The 19,947-nt window shown below is 51.5% G+C and carries 15 protein-coding genes; 5 read left to right on the forward strand and 10 right to left on the reverse strand.

Annotated features, from left to right (window positions below; translation table 11 throughout):
- The first annotated feature begins 31 nt into the window (after positions 1-31).
- Together RBT11_00830 and RBT11_00835 are read left to right on the forward strand one after the other, a co-directional pair.
- Positions 32-1,519 (forward strand): ATP-binding protein, encoded by a 1,488-nt coding sequence (locus RBT11_00830; protein ID MDX9785299.1) that lies wholly within the window; start codon positions 32-34, stop codon positions 1,517-1,519.
- Positions 1,500-2,990 (forward strand): response regulator, encoded by a 1,491-nt coding sequence (locus RBT11_00835; GenBank protein MDX9785300.1) that lies wholly within the window; start codon positions 1,500-1,502, stop codon positions 2,988-2,990. The genes RBT11_00830 and RBT11_00835 overlap by 20 nt, the downstream gene beginning before the upstream one ends.
- A gap of 163 nt (positions 2,991-3,153) precedes the next feature.
- Here RBT11_00835 and RBT11_00840 read toward each other — a convergent pair whose 3' ends face one another.
- The 7 genes from RBT11_00840 to RBT11_00870 all read right to left on the reverse strand — a co-directional run bounded on the left by RBT11_00840 (position 3,154) and on the right by RBT11_00870 (position 12,547).
- Complete coding sequence (locus RBT11_00840) at positions 3,154-3,966, reverse strand: shikimate dehydrogenase (GenBank protein MDX9785301.1); 813 nt, start codon at positions 3,964-3,966, stop codon at positions 3,154-3,156.
- Positions 3,967-4,038: 72 nt separating this feature from the next.
- Positions 4,039-5,337 carry a (Fe-S)-binding protein gene (locus RBT11_00845; GenBank protein MDX9785302.1) on the reverse strand — a complete coding sequence of 433 codons (1,299 nt, stop codon included), beginning with the start codon at positions 5,335-5,337 and terminating at the stop codon, positions 4,039-4,041.
- A 143-nt stretch (positions 5,338-5,480) separates the two neighbouring features.
- Positions 5,481-5,873, reverse strand: a complete 393-nt coding sequence (locus RBT11_00850) for a response regulator (GenBank protein MDX9785303.1) — start codon at positions 5,871-5,873, stop codon at positions 5,481-5,483.
- Between the two features lie 97 nt (positions 5,874-5,970).
- Positions 5,971-6,903: a methylenetetrahydrofolate reductase gene (locus tag RBT11_00855; GenBank protein ID MDX9785304.1), complete on the reverse strand. Its 933-nt coding sequence runs from the start codon at positions 6,901-6,903 to the stop codon at positions 5,971-5,973.
- Positions 6,900-7,568: a methylenetetrahydrofolate reductase C-terminal domain-containing protein gene (locus RBT11_00860; protein MDX9785305.1), complete on the reverse strand. Its 669-nt coding sequence runs from the start codon at positions 7,566-7,568 to the stop codon at positions 6,900-6,902. The genes RBT11_00855 and RBT11_00860 overlap by 4 nt, the downstream gene beginning before the upstream one ends.
- Positions 7,569-7,637: 69 nt before the next feature.
- The gene (locus RBT11_00865; protein MDX9785306.1) at positions 7,638-8,114 is read right to left on the reverse strand and encodes a hydrogenase iron-sulfur subunit; all 477 of its coding nucleotides are present in this window, start codon (positions 8,112-8,114) and stop codon (positions 7,638-7,640) included.
- Entirely contained in the window at positions 8,111-12,547 is a 4,437-nt protein-coding gene (locus RBT11_00870) for an FAD-dependent oxidoreductase (GenBank protein MDX9785307.1), read from the reverse strand. Before RBT11_00870 ends, RBT11_00865 begins: the two co-directional genes overlap by 4 nt.
- A 341-nt stretch (positions 12,548-12,888) precedes the next feature.
- Here RBT11_00870 and RBT11_00875 point away from each other — a divergent pair, with 341 nt between their 5' ends.
- From RBT11_00875 to RBT11_00885, 3 genes are read left to right on the forward strand one after another with little or no spacing between them, the layout of a single operon-like run.
- The gene (locus RBT11_00875) at positions 12,889-14,499 is read left to right on the forward strand and encodes an ATP-binding protein (GenBank protein ID MDX9785308.1); all 1,611 of its coding nucleotides are present in this window, start codon (positions 12,889-12,891) and stop codon (positions 14,497-14,499) included.
- Entirely contained in the window at positions 14,496-15,839 is a 1,344-nt protein-coding gene (locus tag RBT11_00880) for a sigma-54 dependent transcriptional regulator (protein ID MDX9785309.1), read from the forward strand. The genes RBT11_00875 and RBT11_00880 overlap by 4 nt, the downstream gene beginning before the upstream one ends.
- A complete protein-coding gene (locus RBT11_00885) occupies positions 15,836-16,417 on the forward strand; it encodes an archaemetzincin (GenBank protein MDX9785310.1) in 582 nt (193 codons plus the stop codon). The genes RBT11_00880 and RBT11_00885 overlap by 4 nt, the downstream gene beginning before the upstream one ends.
- Here RBT11_00885 and RBT11_00890 read toward each other — a convergent pair.
- From RBT11_00890 to RBT11_00900, 3 genes are all read right to left on the reverse strand, one after another.
- The gene (locus RBT11_00890) at positions 16,400-17,329 is read right to left on the reverse strand and encodes a glycine cleavage system protein H (protein MDX9785311.1); all 930 of its coding nucleotides are present in this window, start codon (positions 17,327-17,329) and stop codon (positions 16,400-16,402) included. The genes RBT11_00885 and RBT11_00890 overlap by 18 nt on opposite strands.
- A gap of 89 nt (positions 17,330-17,418) precedes the next feature.
- Entirely contained in the window at positions 17,419-18,417 is a 999-nt protein-coding gene (locus RBT11_00895) for a glycine cleavage system protein H (protein MDX9785312.1), read from the reverse strand.
- A gap of 353 nt (positions 18,418-18,770) precedes the next feature.
- Positions 18,771-19,946 carry a hypothetical protein gene (locus RBT11_00900; GenBank protein MDX9785313.1) on the reverse strand — a complete coding sequence of 392 codons (1,176 nt, stop codon included), beginning with the start codon at positions 19,944-19,946 and terminating at the stop codon, positions 18,771-18,773.
- Position 19,947 lies beyond the last annotated feature (1 nt).

A 19,947-nucleotide genomic window follows, 5' to 3' on the forward strand; every position in this document is an offset into this window, starting at 1 on the left:
GTCCGTTTACCATCTTAAAATGGAGTCAGGCATGCGCACGGAAAAAGAAAAAAAATACATGCTTAAAGCCGTGGACGCGTTGCAAAGGGAGATAGTCGTTGTCTCGCCGGGGTTTGAAATATTGGCTGCCAACCGATTTTCCCGCGAGCGCCGTGGAATGAATATGGTCGGTCAGCCCTGTTATCAAGTTTTTTTTAATCACAACGCGCCATGTGACGATTGCCCCGGCATTCCGGCATTTACCTGCGAAAAGAATCCTTTTCAGCGTAAGCTCCAACAGAATCTGAACACCGATCGCGCCTCCTGTTACCCGATTCGCGGTGAAAACGGGATCGAGGCCATGGTCATGATGGACTTTGATCTGCACCGGCTCGACAAATTGGAAGAAGAGGTCCAGCGGTCCAATGCGTTTCTGAAAAACCTGATCTTAAGCGCCGTGGACAGCGTTATCGCCGCGGATAAAACCGGGCGCATCTTAATTTTCAACGAAGCGGCGGCGGAAATTTTGGGCTATAATATTGAAACGGCCCTCAATGAAATCAATATTCGGGATATGTATCCGGGCGACGGCGCCCGGGATGTAATGCGAAAGCTCAGAAGCCAAGACCACGGCGGCAAGGGCAAACTCAAGTCCTATCTGGTCAACCTTCTGGGGCAAAACGGTCAAACAATTCCCATCAGCTTGAACGCAGCCATCATCTACGAAGGCGATAAGGAGGTGGCCACGATCGGTTTTTTCCACGATATGCGAGATGAGCTCAGCATTAAAAAAGAATTGGAAAGAACGCAAGTTCAATTGCTGCAGGCGGAAAAAATGGCATCTTTGGGCAAATTGGCCGCCGGCGTGGCCCACCAGTTGAACAACCCGCTGGGCGGCATCACCTTGTTTACCAAACTGGTGCTGGAAGAACACGACTTGCCCGAATCGGCCAAGGAAGATCTGACGAGAATTCTCAAAGATGCCGAACGTTGCCGGGATACGGTCAAGGAGCTTCTTGAATTTACACGGCAGACCAAGCACATGATGCGACCTCATGATATCAACCGTGCGCTTTTAAGAACTCTGTTCCTTTTGGAAAATCAAACGCTGTTTCAAAACATCACCATCGAGAAACAATTGGCGGAGGATTTGCCGCAGCTTATGGGGGATATTCAACAGCTCAATCACCTGTTCATGAATATCATTCTCAACGCGGCGCAAGCCATGGAAGGCAAAGGTGCGTTGACGCTAAAAACAACGCTGTTGCCCGATGGGGAATTCATCTGTATTGAAATCACGGACACCGGGCCGGGAATCCCCGACGACATTTTGGCCCATATCTTCGAGCCTTTTTTTACCACCAAGGAAGAGGGCAAAGGCACGGGTTTAGGACTAAGCCTGGTCTACGGGATTGTGGAAAACCACGGCGGCCGCATTCACGCCAAGAGCAAACTCGGCGTTGGAACGAGCTTTATTATCGAATTGCCGGTATCCGGACCGACCGAAAAAGGAGTTGAGAATGGTCAATCAACTGGATAATGCGTGTATTTTAATCGTGGATGATGAACAAAGTATTCGAGAAGGCTCCGAGAGAATTCTTTCCCGCATGGGATGCCGGGCACTGACCGCCAGCCGTGGCGAAGAAGGCCTGGCGATTTTAGACCGGGAGCCGGTTTCCATCGTGCTGCTGGACATGAAAATGCCCGGCATGGACGGAATGGAAGTATTAAAAGAAATCACCTTGAAGCATAAACACATTCTCGTTATCGTCATTACCGGTTACGCCACCGTGGAAACGGCCATTGAGGCGATGAAAAAAGGGGCCTACGATTTTATCCCCAAGCCTTTTGAGCCGGACCAATTGCGCATCGTGATCAACCGCGCCCTTGAAAAACAGCGACTGACAATGGAGGCTGAAAAATCGGAACTGGCCCGCCAAAGAACCTTGCTGGATCTGGACACGGAAAAAAGCCGCGTTCGGTCCATCGTCGAATCCCTTCCCAACGGTGTCCTCGTTACCAACGCCAAAGGGCGCGTTGTTCTGATGAATCCGGCTTGCCGCCGGTATCTGGGCATACCGCCCGAAAAAGAAACCGGGCTACCGGTGGAAGAATACATTTCAGACAAAGGCATGTGCCGGTTAATCATGGAAATTTCCGAAGGCTGCCATGTGGATTATGACGATATTCCAACCTATGAGTTTGCATCCGCAGCCGAGACTTATCTCCTCGCCCGTGCCCGGCCCGTGCTGGGTGAAAAACGGGAATGCCTCGGAACCGTCGTCAACTTTGCCGATGTGACCGCCATGAAGGTGCTGGATCGGCTTAAATCGGAATTCGTCGCCAAAGTCTCCCATGAGCTCAGGTCCCCCCTTTCGACCATTCATGAACAATTGGCCCTGGTAATGAACGACATGGTGGGCGAAATGTCTAAAAACGATGCGCATCTATTGTCAAGAGCCAAGGAAAAGACGCAGGGGCTGATCTCTTTGATTGGTGACCTGCTGGATTTGTCGCGCATCGAAAGCGGCTCGGTTTGCCAGGAAGCCAAATCCATTCAGCTTGAAGATCTTTTAAGGGGCATTGTTGATTTTCTCGGCACAAGAGCCAAAACCAAAAGGCAGTCATTAACCTTGCAACTTCCCAAAGCCCCCCTTTCCCCGCTTACTTCGGACCCCTTGGCGCTGGAGAGCATTTTCGGCAATCTCATCGCCAATGCCATTAATTACACCCCGGAAGGGGGGGAGATAAAAGTTGTTGCGGACCAGGCCGGCGTGAACCTTCGCGTCCGGGCTCAAGACGCGGGGTTCGGCATTGAGGCGAAACACCTGGATAAAATTTTCGAGCGGTTTTATCGGGTTCAGGATGAAAAAACCCGCTTTATCACCGGCACCGGCCTGGGGCTACCCATTGTCAAAGGCTTGCTGGATTCCATGAACGGCGTTATTCAGGTGGAAAGCGAACCGGGGGTGGGGACTACTTTTACCGTATTGATCCCGGCGATCAAATAAGCGAATAAGGTTATGACCATGGTTTCCGCCACGCCAGGGTATTTTTTCCAGACCGGCAGGAACTCGCTGTCGCTCAAACAGCCTGCCGCTCTTCCAAAAACACCCTGGCGCGGCCTCCCTACCGTAGGATATTGGCCGAAACGATAATCAAGGCCGCGGATAATTACTCTTCGAGTGCTTTTTGAAACTCTTCCGGCGGCACCTGAATGCCGGTCCAGAGCAAAAAAGTGCGCCTTGCCTGGTGAACGAGGGTGGACAGCCCGTCCATGAAGGGAATCTGCCGGGAAAGGGCCATTTGCTCCCAGAAACTGTGACTGCGCCCGTAGTTCATATCCGCCACCAGCCGACAATGTTGAATATCCAACCGGTTGACGATAGCCGCCAACTCCGGGGCCTCCTCGGTCATGGAAACCGACGTCGTGTTGATCACGATGTCGGCATCAAGGGGCCGATCCGCCACCGTATCAATGGAGACGGCTTGGCCGCCGATTTTCTGAATGACACCCAGCGTTTTTTTATGATTTCGTCCCGCAATATAAATGGTGTCCGCCTGAAGCCAGTTCAGAATGAACACCACCGCTTTTGCCATGCCGCCATTGCCGAAAACCAAGGCCGTCTTGCCGCTCACATCAAAGCAAGCCTCCTTCAGCGCATCCATAAAGCCGATGGCGTTGGTATTGTACCCTTTCAGATCATTGCCATGGCGAACAATGGTGTTGACGGCACCGATCATATTGGCGCCCTCGGAGAACACATCAATGAAAGGCATAACTGCTTCTTTGTAAGGCACGGTAATATTGGCGCCCGCCATATTTAAAATACGGATACTGTGAACCGCCTGCCCGAGATGCTCCGGCGCCACCTTAAACGGGACGTACGTTCCCTTAATCCCCAGCCGCTGCATCACTCTGGTAAAAACAAGCGGCGATTTGGATTGAAACGCCCTTTCATCGCTCAGGATACAAAACACTTTCATGTGGTCATTCCGTATGAATCGAATGTGGGCGTGCGAACACACAATAAAGGGTTTGCCGAATCGGCAATTCGGTTACAACCCCAACTCTTTAAGATCCGGTCCCAAATATTCCCTTTCATTCTCGCCCAGAACCCCCAAGGACAGGCAGATGAGGGTCCATAAATGGACCGTATGATAGCCGCCATCAAAGTGCTCGCTTAAATCGTGAATCTGAGCATGGCAGTTATGGCATGGCGTGATGCAGTAAACAGCGCCGGTTTCCTTGATCTGTTCGAATTTTCTTCTTCCATAATGCCGGCGTGCTTCCGGAAGCCCTGCCTGTAAAAAGCCGCCCCCGCCCCCGCAGCAAAAATTATTGCTGAAGTTCGGCGTCATATCCACGAAATTCTCTTCACCGACAACCGATTTCACCACAAACCGAAGATCTTCCGCGATGGGATCTCCCAGGGATTTTCGAACCAACTGGCAGGGATCCTGAACCGTGAATTTAATTCTCAATTCCCGGTTCCAGTCAGCGTTGACCTTGAGTTTCCCTTCACGAATCCATTGGGCGTAGTATTCGATGATGCTTTTGATTTCAAATTGATGCGGAATGTTGAACCGTTTCAGTCCGACCCGGACTGCAAAAAATTCGTGCCCTCACTCCGTATTGAGCCAGACCTTGCACCCCAGATCGTCCACTGCCTTTGCCTTTACTCGGACGATATGCTCCCAGCTTTCAAAGTCCGCACAGAACATACAATAATTTTCAGCTGCCCATCCCTTGGAACCATAGGTCCAGTCCGCTCCGGCCAAATGCAGAATCTTCCACAACGGCACCATTTCGTCCGGTTCCGTTACCGGTTCGCGCGAATTCTGATTGAGAAAAAAATAGGCACCCTTTTTATCCATAGGTGCTTCAAGCGCCTCAAATCCGGGCTGGTTTTCCCGAACCTCTTCAAGCACATCCGCGACGACAAACCGCCAGTCTTCTTCCGATGCCCCCATGGCGCTGCACGTATCATTTTTCAGGGCCACATCACAGGAAGACCTAATACCTTTGGGTTGGTTATCCTTTGCCCAGTGGTTGCGAATGTTCAACACCAGTTGGGGAATATCAATTTTCATCGGACAGACCCGAATACAGCGCTGGCACATGGTACACATCCAGGCCCATTGCGTACTGAGAATCTCGTCGTCGAGTCCCAGCGCAGCCATACGCAACAATTTTCGGGGATCCATATCTTCCAAACCGGATGCGGGACATCCGGATGCACAGGCACCGCAGGTAAGGCACATATTCAGGTTGCCGCCATCGGGCAACAACTGCATGACCTTTTGCTGAAAGATGTTTTTTTGACCCGGTTTGATTTTAAGGACACCGGATGACATAAGAATCTCCTTTGAGCTAACGGATTAAGGTAATCTTTTAGCCGGCTCAGCCGAGCCATGCAGTCTTAGCGGCACTTCGGATGTCTTGGCCGGTACCCGCGCCGGATATCGGCCAAAACACCCCGGGGATTGATGAATGATATCTATTTCATATTGACCAATCGCTTGATGCTCTCGGTAATATCCGCAGCGGATGCCGGTTTCGGCAAATAATCATCGGCTTCCATACTCATCCCGCCGTGGTGAGAATACCGGGTGGAACTAATGTGGGAGGCAACCGCGGTAAGCATCAAAATGGGAATATCCGAATACTTCGCATCCCTTTTCAGTTCCGCGCACATCTCATAGCCATCCTTTTCAGGCATCATGACGTCCAGCACGATGGCATCCGGCGGATTGGCTTTGACTTTTTCGATTCCCTCATTCCCGTTGTAAGCAACCTCTACGGCAAACCCTTCCTTTTCCAAATTCCCCTGAACAATCGACGCAAAATCCGGTTCGTCATCCACAACCAGGATACGTTTTTTTTCGGCCATGTGTCCTCCTTTCCGCTCAATTGGCAGATGTAAACCTCAGCAGCAGCCTTGCTCATACCTTATGGGCAAACCACCTGTCGGTCACAATCCGCAAGCCCTAATCAACCGCCGGTCTAGGATACAAGCCGGCCGCTTCCACAATCTCGGGCACCTTCTGTTCCCATTCTATGGCCATGATATGAAACCCAGAGACGCCTTTACACTCTTTTAAGCGTTCAATGGATTCAATGCAAATCTTAATTCCTTCTTCGGCCTGTTTTTCCTTGGGAACGCCGGCCAGTCGCTTGACGACGTCATCGGGCACATCCATTCCGGGCACCTTGTTTTTCATATAGCGCGCCATGCCGGCGGATTTAAACGGCGTCAAGCCGGCCAGAATAAAGGTTTTTTCATGAAGCCCCCGGTCACGCGCCAGTCTCATCCATTCTTCGAACCGATCGAGATTGTAAATGCATTGGGTTTGAATAAACTCGGCACCTGCCGCGATTTTCTTGGCAAGTCGCGGCACCCTGATTTCAAAAGGATCCGCAAACGGATTGGCCGCACACCCCACAAACATTTGCGGCGGTCTGTGAATCTCGTCCCCTCCCAGAAACTTGCCTTCATCCCGCATATGCCGGACGGTCTGAATCAATTGCATGGAGTCCAGATCGTGAACATTCTGACCGGTGGGGCAATCCCCGAACGATTGATGGTCGCCGGAAAGGCATAACATGTTATGAATGTCAAACGATGCCGCGCCGAGAATATCACTTTGAATGGCAATCCGGTTCCGGTCCCGGGTCACCATCTGAAGCACAGGCTCCAGGCCCATAAGCTTTAAACGAATGCAGGCTGCCAGGCTGCACATTCGGGTCATGGATGTTTGATTGTCCGTGATATTGATGGCGTCCACATGATTTTTAATCAGTTCCGCCTTCTCCATGATTTCCTTGGGGTCACTGCCACGCGGCGGCCCGCATTCGGAAGTCACGGCCAAGTGCCCCGCCCTGAGGATTTTTTCAAGCTTGCTCGGTGTGTTTACGCTCATTCCTGCACATCCTCCCTCGCAACTTTCCGGGGGCCCCCTGCCCGATCTTTCGACCAATCCTTCAGGGGCGCCAGTTTTTCATAGTCGTCCAGCCTGCCCAACGCCTTTAAGCGGTCCACTATCAATTGCCATGCGCACTCGGTATCACTTCGCAGTTCGCACTTGCCTTTGGAAGATCCGCCGCAGGGGCCATTGAGTATTCGTTTGGCACATCTGGATACCGGACATATGCCGCCGGTTGAGGCCAAAATACACTGGCCGCACCCCTGACAGCGCTCGCTCCAGAGACCCCGCTTTTCCGTAACCCCCATAAAACAGGTGTTCACCCCAGGATATACCGGCAAGCTATGGTATTTTTCAGCCATAAACTGAACCCCGACACCGCAGGCGATGGAAACGACGGCGTCGTAATTATCCACCGAATCCCGAAGCTCTTCCAAATACTCATGATCGCACTGCCGCTCCAGGGTCCTTTCATCAATCGACTTTTGTTTGCCCTGGTTCATAAAGTACATTCTCAACGCGGAAGCCAGCACACCGACCTCTTTTTTCCCGCCGGCTTCACACACCGTTACGCATTCATTGCAACCCAAAATTAAAATGCGCTCATGGTTTTGAATCTGTTCAATGATCTCTTCGATCGGCTTCTTATCAGCTACTATCATAGGGCAGACCCTCTCATTGAAGAAGTGTGAAGGGTGAAAAAGTTAACCCGCTTTATCATCTTATACAGCTTATACAGCCCCCGCAGCCATCGCTGGGCTGTTTTGTTTCAGTCCTGAAACCGAAGCCGTCGCGGCCAGTTTGATCGGGTTGGGGCCCAATTTGATAATCCGCGCATGCATTTCCTGCGCGTATTTCACAAACAAGGGGCCTTCGCTGGATGACAGATTATACATCTCGACACGATCCCCACCGATTCCGATGGTATTCAATATGGCCCGCACCTGCTCAACCCGCTTTCGCGCCCTGAAATTGCCCTGGTTAAAATGGCAGTCCCCTTCCATGCATCCGACCACATAAGCCCCGTCCGCCCCTTTTTCAAAAGCCTTCAGCAGATGAATCACATCCACCTTGCCGGTACAGGGAACACGTACGATTTTCACACTCGCCGGGTATTTAAGCCTCATCGAACCTGCCAGGTCCGCAGCGGAATACCCTCAATAATTGCAGCAAAATGCGATGATGATCGGCTTAAAATCCTGGCTCATAACACGCCCTCCAGTAATGCTTCCACTTTGCTGAGAATTTGATCATCCTCATACCAGTTGAGTTCAATGGCTTTGGCCGGGCATTCCGCGGTGCAGACACCACAACCCTGGCACAGGGCCGGATCGATTTCGCTGACGCCTTCCTCATTGATTCTGGGCACGCCAAACGGACAAGATCGGACACACACCAGACAGCTTGCGCATTTTTCCTGATCCACCACGGCCGTCACCGCGGACAGGGTCAACTCTTCCTTGGCCAGGAAAGTCGCGGCACGAGCCGATGCGGCCAGGGCCTGCGCGATGGATTCCGATATCAGCTTGGGACTATGAGCCGTTCCGCACACAAAGATGCCTTCCGTGGCCATATCCACAGGTCTTAGCTTCACATGCGCTTCCACAAAATAGCCCTCGCTGTTACGCGCAAGCTTCATGATGGAAGAAAGCTCTTCGGTGTCCTCCGGCACCACGCCCGCGCTAAGGACTAATAAGTCGCTATCCACTTGCAACTTTCGGCCCAGCACATGATCCGTGAAGGTCACCTGCATGCCGGCTTCCGTTGGCTCCACCCGGGGCGGGTCCTCCGGATCAAAGCGGAAGAAAAGAACGCCCTTTTCCCGCGCTTGCGTGTAATAATCTTCCAGAAGGCCATATGTCCGGATATCCCGATACAGAATATACACTTGTGTGTCAGGATTCATTTCCTTAATATGCAACGCGTTTTTAATCGCGGTCTGACAACATACGCGCGAACAATTGGGCCGCTCTTCATTTCTGGAGCCGATGCACTGAATCATGACAACCTGATTAAGATCATCGGTGGCACCCGGCTCCGAAAGCTTTTGCGCCAGCTCGATCTGCGTAACGACCCGCGAATCCTCTCCGTATGCGTATTCCTTGGGGGTGTACTCGTGTGCGCCCGTCGCGATGACAACCGCGCCATGCTCGATTTTTCGCTCGTACATGCCGGGGCCCACCAACACCTCAGTGGTAAAATTGCCTTTGTATCCGCCGAAACCGACCACCAACGCCCGCGTCAGCACCTGAATCTTTGAATTCGTCATGACCTTGTTGGCCAGATCCGCCAGATGTTTTTGTATGTCCGCGCCTTCAATGGTGGCCTTTAGTTTTCTGGCCAGTCCGCCGAGTTTGTCTTCCTTTTCCAGCAGCACGGTTTCAAAGCCCTGGTCCGCGAGGTTCAATGCGGCATTCATGCCGGCTACGCCGCCCCCGATGACCAGCGCCCGCTGGTTGACCGGAATTTTCTTATCCCAGAGCTGCTTAAGCGTCACGGCCCGGGCCACCGCCATTCGAACCAGTACTTTTGCCTTTTCCGTGGCAAGCACCGGATCATCCATATGCACCCATGAATCCTGGTTTCGAATATTGGCCATCTCAAAGAGATAGCGGTTAAGACCACAAGCCTCCAGCGTCTCCATAAAGATGGGCTCATGCGTCTTGGGACTGCATGCCGATACCACGATCCGGTTCAGACGATGCTCCTTAATGAGCTCCTTTAGCTTTTCCTGAGAATCCTGGCTGCAGGTAAACAGGTTTTGACCGGCAAAAACAACATACGGCAGCGACGCCGCATACGCTCGAACAGATTCCACATCCACTACGCCGGCGATATTGATACCGCAATTGCAGACAAACACGCCGACACGCGGCGGTTCATGGGTCACATCGATTTCATGGATAATCGGCGGCAAAACCGTGAGGGTGTTGCGACCCGCCGCTAGGCAGGCGCCCGCGGCGCTGGCGGCCGCACTGGCCTCCATGACGGAGCTGGGAATGTCTTTGGGACCGCTGAAGATTCCGCAGGCATAAACACCGGGTCGAGAGGTTTCCACCGGCGAAAAGGGATCGGTTTTTGCAAAATTATATTTATCCAATTCAATATTGAGCCGCTTGGCAAGCGTCACCGTCTCCGGCGTAACCTGCAAGCCGACGGAAAGAATGACCATGCTGAAGATCTCTTCTTTCAACGCGCCGGCGTCATCCACGTAGCGAAGGCGCAGATCATCACTTCCCCCGATGGGATCCACCGTATGAATTCGCGCCTTGACGAAATTAATACCGGCGTCTTTTTGAGCCCGGTTGTAGTAGGCTTCATAATCCTTGCCGAAGGTTCGAATGTCCATGTTAAAGATGGTGCAATCGAGCGCCACCTCGGAATGCTCCTTGGCGATCATGGCATCTTTAATGGCATACATGCAGCAGACCGAAGAGCAATACCCGTTGCCGCACCGGTTCGTGTCCCTGCTGCCAACACACTGCAACCAGGCGATTCGTTTGGGTTCCGTATGGTCCGAGGGCCGCACCAGATGGCCCATGGTGGGCCCGGATGCGCTTAAGATGCGCTCAAACTCCAGACTGGTCAGAACATTGGGATGGGTTTTGTAATGATAGTTTTCATCAAAGAAGGAAGGATCATAGGGGTCGCTTCCCGGACAGAGAATGACGGAACCAACGGCTATTTCCTTTTCCTGAACGGTTTGATCATGGCAGACCGCATTAGCCAGGCACGCATCCACGCACTGATAACATTCGCTGCAATACCCGCAGTTCAGGCATCGGCCTGCTTCAGTCTGTCCGTCCGCCTCGGTATAGCCGAGTTCTACTTCCTGAAAATTGCCGGTTCGATCGGCCACCGGCCTATGGGGCATGGCGGCCCGCGACGCTTTGGCAATACCTTCCGGAATCGGCCGGTAGTCGGGAGATTCATTGACGATCGCTTCTCTCCCCTCAGCCATATCCTTTCCATCCAAAAACCGAACAATCGATTCCGCGGCTTCACGGCCCGCCGCGATAGCGCCGATGGCCACCCAGGGCCCGGTCTGCACATCGCCGCCGGCAAAGACGCCTTCACGGCCCGTGGCATACGTCACGGGATCAACATCCGTGGTGCCGTAACGGGTCAATTTGATTCCGGCCACCTCTTCAATGGCCGATAAATCCGGCCGCTGACCAATGGCCGGAATAATCTGATCCACGGCCAAATCAAACTCGCTGCCGGGAATCGGAACCGGTCGTTTTCGTCCGGATGAGTCAGGCTCGGTCAGTTCCATTTTGATGCATCGCAGGCCCGTCACCCGACCATCGCTTGATAATATCTGCTGAGGCGCGACCAGGTATTCGATAGCGACGCCTTCGGCTTCAGCCGCCTGCAATTCCTCTTCCCATGCAGGCATCTCGGCACGGGTTCGCCGATAGAGAATGGTCACGTTTTCAGCGCCCAGGCGCAACGCGGCCCTGGACACGTCCACCGCCACGTTTCCGCCGCCAATGATCGCCACCTTCACGCCCACCGGTGCTTTTCCGGCCAGGTTCACTTCCCGCAGAAAGTCCACCCCCTGACGAACCCCCTCCGCCTGTTCTCCGGGAACACCCAATTCGATTCCTTTATGGGCGCCCAGGGCCAGATACACAGCTTTATACCCGTTTCCCAGCATATGATCGATGGTCAGCTCCGGTCCCAAGGGGGTATTGCATTTGATCTCAACCCCGAGGTTGGTGATGACCTCAATCTCTCTATCCAGAATGTGTCTTGGCAGCCGGTGATCCGGAATCCCCACGCGCAGCATGCCGCCCGCTTCGGAAAGCGCCTCGTATATAACACTCTTGACCCCTTTTCGCGCCAGATGGTAGGCAGCGGAAAGCCCGGCAGGCCCGGACCCGATAATCGCCACTTTTTCCGGTCGTTCCGGCAGACACTTAATGGCTATCCGGCGAGGATCAAACTGATCCGCGGCCAGCCGTTTCAGATCGCGAATTGCCACAGGGGCGTCCACCTCACATCTGCGACAGGCGTCTTCGCAGCCGTGCGGGCAAATTCGGCCCAGCACACCAGGCAACGGCAGATCTTCCATGATGATCTGAAGGGCTTCCTTGTATTTACCCTGTTTGACCATCTGGACATACCCCTGAACGTTCAAACCAGCCGGACACGCCAGCCGACAGGGGGCCTTATCGGTCTTTTGAATAGCAAATGCGCCGGGAATCGCCTGAGGATATTGCTTATAGGCCGCCTTTTTCAGTGAAAGCCCTTCGTCATAGCCGTTGGGCAGTTCCACCGGACAAACCTTGGCGCATTCACCGCAGCTCGTACATTTTTCAAGATCGATAAAACGGGGCTGTTGTTTTACCCGGGCGGTAAATTGTCCGGGACGGCCGTCAAGCGCCAATAATTCGGAATTCGTCAATAACTCGATGTTCAGATGCCGGCCGACCTCGACCAGTTTCGGTGAAATAATTCACATCGCGCAGTCGTTGGTCGGAAACGTCTTGTCGAGTTGGGACATCATTCCGCCGATAGCGGACGATTTTTCCACAAGGTAAACATAGTAGCCGGCGTTGGCCAGGTCGAGAGCAGACTGCATCCCGGCGATGCCGCCACCCACCACCATCACGGACCCAACGACATTTTCAGGCATGGCTTTCTCCTTAGCTAATAAGTGGGGAAGTTTTTGATTATATTTGGAATATAATTTATTAAGCGCCTGTTTTTATATCGCCGCTAATTTTATGAATCAGATTTATTTCTTTTGTTAACCTATATTGTATGCCATGTTTTTAGTCAAGGGAAAAAACCGCTGAAAGTGCCGCCGGTGGGGCATTGCATCGATAAATGACGCTTGAAACCATCAATGGGTCGTGCTACATTTTGAACCATTTGAATTTTCATTCGATATTCAAATACCAACCTTGTTGCCACAGCTCGGCTCAAAAAACGATCAAAAAGTTTTCAAACGGAAACTCATATTAGGAGCCAAAAATGAACAGTGGCCCTCCCTCGTCAATTAATATCGCGATTGTCGGCGGCGACGAAGTATGCCGAGAGCTTTTGAAAAGAGCGCACGATAAGGATCAGCGACAGGATATCGGGGCACCGATTTTAGCCGTTGCCGAGCCGGATCCGACACGACCCGGCCGACAACTGGCTGAACAGCTCGGATTGCTGGTGTTTGATGATTACCATTCGCTGTATTCTTCCGAATACCATATCGACCTGATTATTCTCCTGACCCCCGAACCGCAGGTTTTTAATGATATTTTAAACACGCGCCCCCCGCATATCCGCATTCTGTCCCATAATGTTTTTAATCTGTTCTGGAATATCATCGGACGAGAAGAACGACAGCTCAGAGAACAAAAAAAAGCGATGGAAACCATTATCAATGGAATTCAGGACTTTATTTTACTCATCTCTCCGAATCTTGAAATATTGGAAGCCAATGAGTCGTTTCTGAAAAAAATGGGGTATACCCTGGAAGAGGTGGTCGGCCGAAAATGCAATGAAATATTCCCCCATTGCGATAATGTCTGCGGTGAGAAACTGATCAATTGCCCATTAACGGATGTAATTAAAAACAAGCGGCCGGTAGGCCGGTTAAGAACCCATACCCGCAAGACCGGTGAAAAAAAGTATTATGAGATAACCGTTTATCCCATATGGGAAAAAAGCGGAAAAATCCAAAAATTCATTCATATCAGCCATGACATCACGCAACGCAAGCGCGAAGAGGAGGAAATTACTCAGCAACTTGAGCAAATGGTTATGGAACGAACCCGGGAACTAAAGGAAATTCATGCCAAGCTGCTTCATCAGGACAAAATGGCATCCCTCGGAAAACTGGCCGCCTCCGTGGTCCATGAAATCAACAATCCCATGGCGGGCATTTTAAACCTGACCCTTCTCGTTCGCCGCATTCTGGAAGAAGATGAACCGAGCCAGTTAAACATTCGCAAGATTCAAGATTATCTGAAACTCATGGAGACCGAAACCCGGCGCACGAGCCGCATTGTTTCCAATCTGCTGGCATTCTCCCGCCAATCCAAAATGGAGCTCACCCGCCTGAATTTAAATCGTATTATCGAAAAAACACTGCTGATTAATGTTAATCTATTGAAACTGGGTCGCGTAAAGGTGGAAAAACGATTGGATTCCGCCTTGCCGGATATCATCGGCTCGGAGGACCAGCTACAACAAGTCTTTATGAACTTTATTTCCAACGCCGTGGAAGCAATGGAATTTTTAGACAGCGGAACACTCTTCATTGAAACCCGTTCGGGGAAAAATGGAAAAAGCGTGGAAGCCCTTTTCCGGGATACCGGCATCGGCATCGAAAAGGAAAACATGTCCCGGCTTTTTGAACCATTTTACACGACAAAGAAAAAGGGAAAGGGCGTCGGTCTCGGCCTGTCGGTCGTTTATGGCATCATTCAGGACCATGGGGGTGTTATAGAGGTTCGATCCAAGTCGGGTAAGGGAACGACATTCTCAGTGACGCTGCCTTTTGAAGGGCCTAAAACCCTAAAGGATACCCCCGAGTTGGTGCCGTTAAAAAATACACAATTATCCCAGGGGATGGAGAGATCACCATGAGCAAGGCAAATATTTTAATCGTTGATGATGAATTGGTGATGCGTGAATCGCTGGCCGGCTGGCTGGAGCGGGACGGTCACTATGTCCGAACCGCCCCAAGCGGGGAAGAGGGCTTGGCGGTTTTTAAAGAGAAGCAGTTCGATATCCTCTTGCTCGACATCAAAATGGAAGGCATGAGTGGACTCGAAGTATTAAAACGCATCAAGGAAAGTGAATCGGAAACGGCCGTGGTCATGATCACGGCTTACGGTTCCATCGCCACTGCCATTGACGCGATGAAAAACGGTGCGCAAGATTATCTGTTAAAGCCCTTTGATCCGGACGAGCTGGGTGTTCTGATTGAAAAGGTTTTAAAAATTCAAGCCCAAAACCGAGAAAATCAATTTTTGCGGGAACAAGTAAAGGAGCGCGCCCGGTTTGAAAGCATGATCGGCCAATCCGGCGCCATGCAGGAGGTCTTTGATCTTATCTGCGCGGTTGCTTCCGCGGACAGTACGGTGCTGATTACAGGAGAAACCGGCACCGGCAAAGGACTGGCCGCAAAAGCGATTCACACGCGAAGTCATCGTGTCGACGGCCCGTTTGTCACGGTCAATTGCGGCGCCATTCCCGAGCACCTGATGGAAAGCGAACTCTTCGGCCATCAAAAAGGCGCATTTACGGATGCCAAGGAAACCAAAAAGGGCCGCTTGGAATTGGCCCATGGGGGCACCCTCTTTTTAGATGAAATCGGGGAAATCGGTATGCGCATGCAAATCGACCTACTGCGCGTTCTGGAAGATCGCGTCTTTTATCGCGTCGGGGGCACGCAACCCATTGAAGCGGATTTTCGCGTGATTGCCGCCACCAACCGGAATCTGGAGAAAGCCATTGAAGAAGGCATTTTCAGAGAGGATCTGTTCTACCGCCTCAATGTCTTCTCCTTTATCATGCCGAGCCTGCGACGCAGAAAAGAGGACATACCGCTTTTGGCCGAGCATTTTCTCTTCCGGTACGCGATGGAAATCAATAAATCGGTCGAAAAAATAAGCCGCGCGGCCATGGATGAGCTGATGCTTTATGAATGGCCGGGAAACGTGAGGGAATTGGAAAACGCCATTGAACGGGCGGTCGTGGTCTGCAAGTCGCATGTGATTGAACCGGCACATCTGCCCATCATCTGCGCATCACCTTCCGTTAGCGCAAACACCGGCAGCCTGAAGGAAATAGAAAAGGCCCATATTGAAGACATATTAAAGAAAACCGATTGGAACATTTTAAAAAGCGCCAAGATTCTCGATATCGACAGATCCACCCTCTACAGTAAGATCAAACGCTATGCCATTCGGAAGGCCCCTTGATCGCGCCCGCGAATGAACATAGCATTGCGGTATCTCCCATCGGCGATTTCGATCAACCGATGGTGGATGGCCTGTGCGAAACCATTTTCAAGCACTTCGGAATTCCGGCAACGCCGCACCCGATTCTAAACGATATCACTTTTGCCTGGAATGCCGAACGCAGACAATATCACAGCACCCCCGTGCTTGAACAACTCGCCGCGAAGGCGCCGCCATGGGCAATCAAGGTGGCGGCCATTGTCAAGGTGGATCTGTATATTCCCATTCTGACCTATGTATATGGAGAAGCCCAACTCAAAGGCCGGGCCTGCATCATCTCCGTATTCCGGTTAAACAAATCCCTGCCCTCTTTGTCGGCCGACTCAGCCTTTCAAGCCCGTTTGGGAAAGGAAATCATTCACGAATTGGGGCACACATTCAATTTGCGCCATTGCAGTGATCCCACCTGCATCATGCACTACTGCCGCACCGAGGCAGACGTTGACAGAAAATCGGAGCACCTGTGCCGTTACTGTAAGGTGCTTCTCTCGGATGAAATGAAACGAATGGGGAAAACACCATCACCGGGTTCGAAATAATAACCGCATGACCCGTTGCCAATCCATTTGCGGCAAATTCCCGCTGATATCATCCCCCAAGTACCCGCCGTCCGTCGCCATCGGGCCGACGCTTTCTTCTATCACTTGATATAAACGGCTTACTTCCTGATCATAAAACGCCGCCGTATCGCTGCCGATCATTAACGTTTTAATCTCTTCGCGCAACGAATCGGGGTGCAGCCGCAGCACCCAGCCGTCCGTGTAGGGGGCCGCATGCGCCGTGGTCCCCTTGGTTCTTAAGCCCGGATTAATTTCCGTCACAACCCCGCTGACGGGAGAAACCAGTTCGGCCTGAAGCTGCCCCCGCTGCACCCTGATCGCCGGGGCACCCTGGCATACCCGTTGTCCCATGAGGGGCGTCATAATTTGATCCAATGGCCCCAATATGCGCCTCGCAAAATCATCCAGGCCCACACGGACCGCTCCCCCCTCTTCAAGTTTTGCCCAGGTATGCCCCTGATGCAAATAATACCCTTGAGGCACCTGTATGCCCTCGATGGCCATGACTTCTACCGGACGAATATCAGCGTATACGGAAAACTGGTCCTGAAAATACTGATCAAAATCACAGTCCGAACACCGATAGGCTTGCGTGCACGGTCGAAATTCGATGCGCCCCTTAAGATGATGAATACAAGGCTGCCGGGTTTGCGGCAATGTTTTCAGTTTTTCCCGCCACCCCACAATGGTGCCGATCCGGCCCAGGGGTTCGATGCCGTGCTGACGCAATCGCTGGTTCTGATCAGCCACCCGCCGAAGCATTCGATCAAACCGGCACGCCGGACAATTATAGTCAAGACAACAGTAACGCTTCCTGACCACGCCGGCCTGCATCCATAAGCACTGGGCCGAATCGCCGAATTTATTTTCTTTCTGATTGATTGATCCCATAGCCCTACCCCCGGTTCCCTGCCCCGCGAAAAGGATTTTCGATGTCAAATTAACCGTCGTTGCCAATTGGTATATTTTATCAACGCATCCTATTTTCCGGATTTAAGAAATTTTTTGGTTAAGCGATCCCATCCCAGTTCAGGCAGCGCGCCAAAGATATCATTCGTAAGAAGCCCGCCGTCAGCCGCCAAGGGGCCGGCAACCTCTTCGATCATTTTTTCCAGGCAATCCACTTCCGTGCCGAGCCACTTCATGCTCTCGCTGCTGTCCATGAGAGTGTCTATCGCCTTTTTGACATTCGGGGTGTGCAGCATAAACAACCAACCGTTCTCATAGGGCGACTCGCCGGCCAAGCCAGGAGTTTCCCTGACCTTTCCGTTCACGGCCGTCACAACCCCGCCCAGCGGAGAAATCACTTCAGCGGCATGGCCCTTTCGTTTCAGGCCGAATCCCGGACGACTTTGCTCCAGGCTGTATCCGAGCAAGGGCAATTCCATGGCATCGGCCTTACCTAATAATTTAGAGGCAAAATCATCCAACCCGACACGGATCGCACCGCCGCTTTCAATGCGCGCCCAGGTATGGCCCATATGAAAATAGTGACCATACGGAACGGCAAACCCCCGCACATGTCCCACTTCGCAGGCATGAGTACCAATCCCCGGCGATAATACATCCTCAAAAAACTGGTCAAAGTCGCAATGCCCGCACTGATAGTCATAGGCGCACACGCGGCTGGCAATTCGTTGCGTCAGACTGTGCCGGCAAAGTCTTTGAAGATCCGGCTTCTTTCTCATGGCGGTTTGCCAGCTGATCTGTTTTCCCCTTGCAACCTGGCTTAACATGCCCTGATCATATTTACAGGTGGGGCAATCATAAAAATTATTACAGCTCTTGAAATCAACAATACCGGCTTGCATCCAGACACACGGGTTCTTGGCCGCCGCGTCTTTATCCGGTTTTACCGTCCATACCTGCCCGCCTAAAACGGAATGAATACCACCTCGAGCCTCCGAAGCGCCCCCCCGAAGATAGGTTGACCCAAAACCGATGTGACTCCGTTTGCTCTCATTCATTTTCTCAGCCATCTCTTTTCTCCTTTGTTGGTATTGTTGTAATGTTAGCTCTATAATCAGCAAGACAAATGCCAAACTCATAAGTTATACCCAAACAATTTTAAACCTATTGTAATTATAAGCATAAACATTATTGCGAACCCTTTTAGCATCCTTTGGTCGCGGATCCGATCACTGTAGTATAATTCAGCAACAGGTTGGTTTTTCCAGCTGGCGGAATGGGAAATTCTTTAATTAGTGTATTGTTATCATATGATTACAACAAACGATGGGGGGTGATGTGTTTCCCCACAGGTGCGTCTTAATTCTCTACAGCCTGCCGGTGGTGATGCCAAACGCGGGATTTGAAATAAGAGGGAATGCCGTTAGGAGGGATCCATGATCGACTTTCGGGTCACATGGTCAATATATTCAAGGTCCTTTACTTGTGTATTTTTGGTGCCGATGATGAGAATTTCAATCTCCTGGCTTTTTGTTCTTCTGAAATACAGCCGCCCGTTATAGGAAAACAGGACTTCAAGTACGGTTTCACGCCCTTTCCTGATAAACACTTTTCGTTTGATGACCACTTGTTCGGGCTCATCGTTTAACCGGTGAATCACCTCCTCCGCCTTGATCCGCATATCCTCCGAAAGGCCAACAAATCCATCAATCGCGCGATCATGGATTATGAGGTTTTTATAAATCACCCTAAATCGCTTGGCAATCGAGTCCGCCTCTTTCGTCTTTTGACGCTCTTCTTTCTTAAGCTCCGCTTCATAGTCGCTTATTTTTTCCCTGAGGGCTTCAATTTCCTTCAGCTGCTGCGCTTGATGCGCCGTAATGTCCTTAAGTTTTGAATCAAGGGCGACAATTTCATCAAACAGTTGCGCTTCCTGGTGAGAGGCTTTCTCCTTTTCCGAACTCAGCACGGCTTTCATTCGTTCCAGCTCGGCCGAGATACTCACGCGTTCGTTCACCAGCGAATCAAGCTCACTGCCAAGCATCTCCTCCTTGGCTTTAAGCATCTCGATCGTCTGATTTTTTTGATTTTCCTCATCTCCCGCCCTTTTGATGCCGGTACGGTAAAACCGATATAGCACCGCGACGGCAATTAAAATAAAGAACGTGAAAATAATCCAGGAAATGAGGCCGTCAATCCCCAAACGCACATTAACCGCAACCACCATACCCTCATTGATAAGGGCATAGTTCTCTCTTGCGATGGTCAAATTGTCCTTGGGAAGAATGGAGGTCTCCACCCCCATAAAAACAGGCGGATATAGGATGGTGCCCGCCTTGGATGAAACGAGCACCTCAGTTTCAGCGGCCCAGAAAGGCAATGCCTTCTGTTCAAGATATCGGCTGATGTTTGTATTGACAACATCCCTGAGTTGACGGGAACCATCCAGCAGCAGCGTCATATCACCGATGTAGATATTCTCAATATCTTTGGCATACCGATAGGTGAGATAGCTTTCCAGCGCCTGAATGGAAATACCCGTCAGCACAGCCGGCAACAAAATACAGAGCACCAGCAGTTTAAAAGGTAAGTATTTCATA

The sequence above is a fragment of the Desulfobacterales bacterium genome, assembly GCA_034003325.1.
In the GTDB taxonomy this organism is placed as follows: domain Bacteria; phylum Desulfobacterota; class Desulfobacteria; order Desulfobacterales; family JAFDDL01; genus JAVEYW01.

Coding starts and splice junctions, on each gene's coding strand:
- RBT11_00850 (MDX9785303.1), bottom strand. CDS start 5,873: ATGGCCGAAAAAAAACGTATCCTGGTTGTGGATGACGAACCGGATTTT.
- RBT11_00860 (MDX9785305.1), bottom strand. CDS start 7,568: ATGATAGTAGCTGATAAGAAGCCGATCGAAGAGATCATTGAACAGATT.
- RBT11_00875 (MDX9785308.1), top strand. CDS start 12,889: ATGAACAGTGGCCCTCCCTCGTCAATTAATATCGCGATTGTCGGCGGC.
- RBT11_00840 (MDX9785301.1), bottom strand. CDS start 3,966: ATGAAAGTGTTTTGTATCCTGAGCGATGAAAGGGCGTTTCAATCCAAA.
- RBT11_00900 (MDX9785313.1), bottom strand. CDS start 19,946: ATGAAATACTTACCTTTTAAACTGCTGGTGCTCTGTATTTTGTTGCCG.
- RBT11_00880 (MDX9785309.1), top strand. CDS start 14,496: ATGAGCAAGGCAAATATTTTAATCGTTGATGATGAATTGGTGATGCGT.
- RBT11_00855 (MDX9785304.1), bottom strand. CDS start 6,903: ATGAGCGTAAACACACCGAGCAAGCTTGAAAAAATCCTCAGGGCGGGG.
- RBT11_00895 (MDX9785312.1), bottom strand. CDS start 18,417: ATGGCTGAGAAAATGAATGAGAGCAAACGGAGTCACATCGGTTTTGGG.
- RBT11_00890 (MDX9785311.1), bottom strand. CDS start 17,329: ATGGGATCAATCAATCAGAAAGAAAATAAATTCGGCGATTCGGCCCAG.
- RBT11_00835 (MDX9785300.1), top strand. CDS start 1,500: ATGGTCAATCAACTGGATAATGCGTGTATTTTAATCGTGGATGATGAA.
- RBT11_00830 (MDX9785299.1), top strand. CDS start 32: ATGCGCACGGAAAAAGAAAAAAAATACATGCTTAAAGCCGTGGACGCG.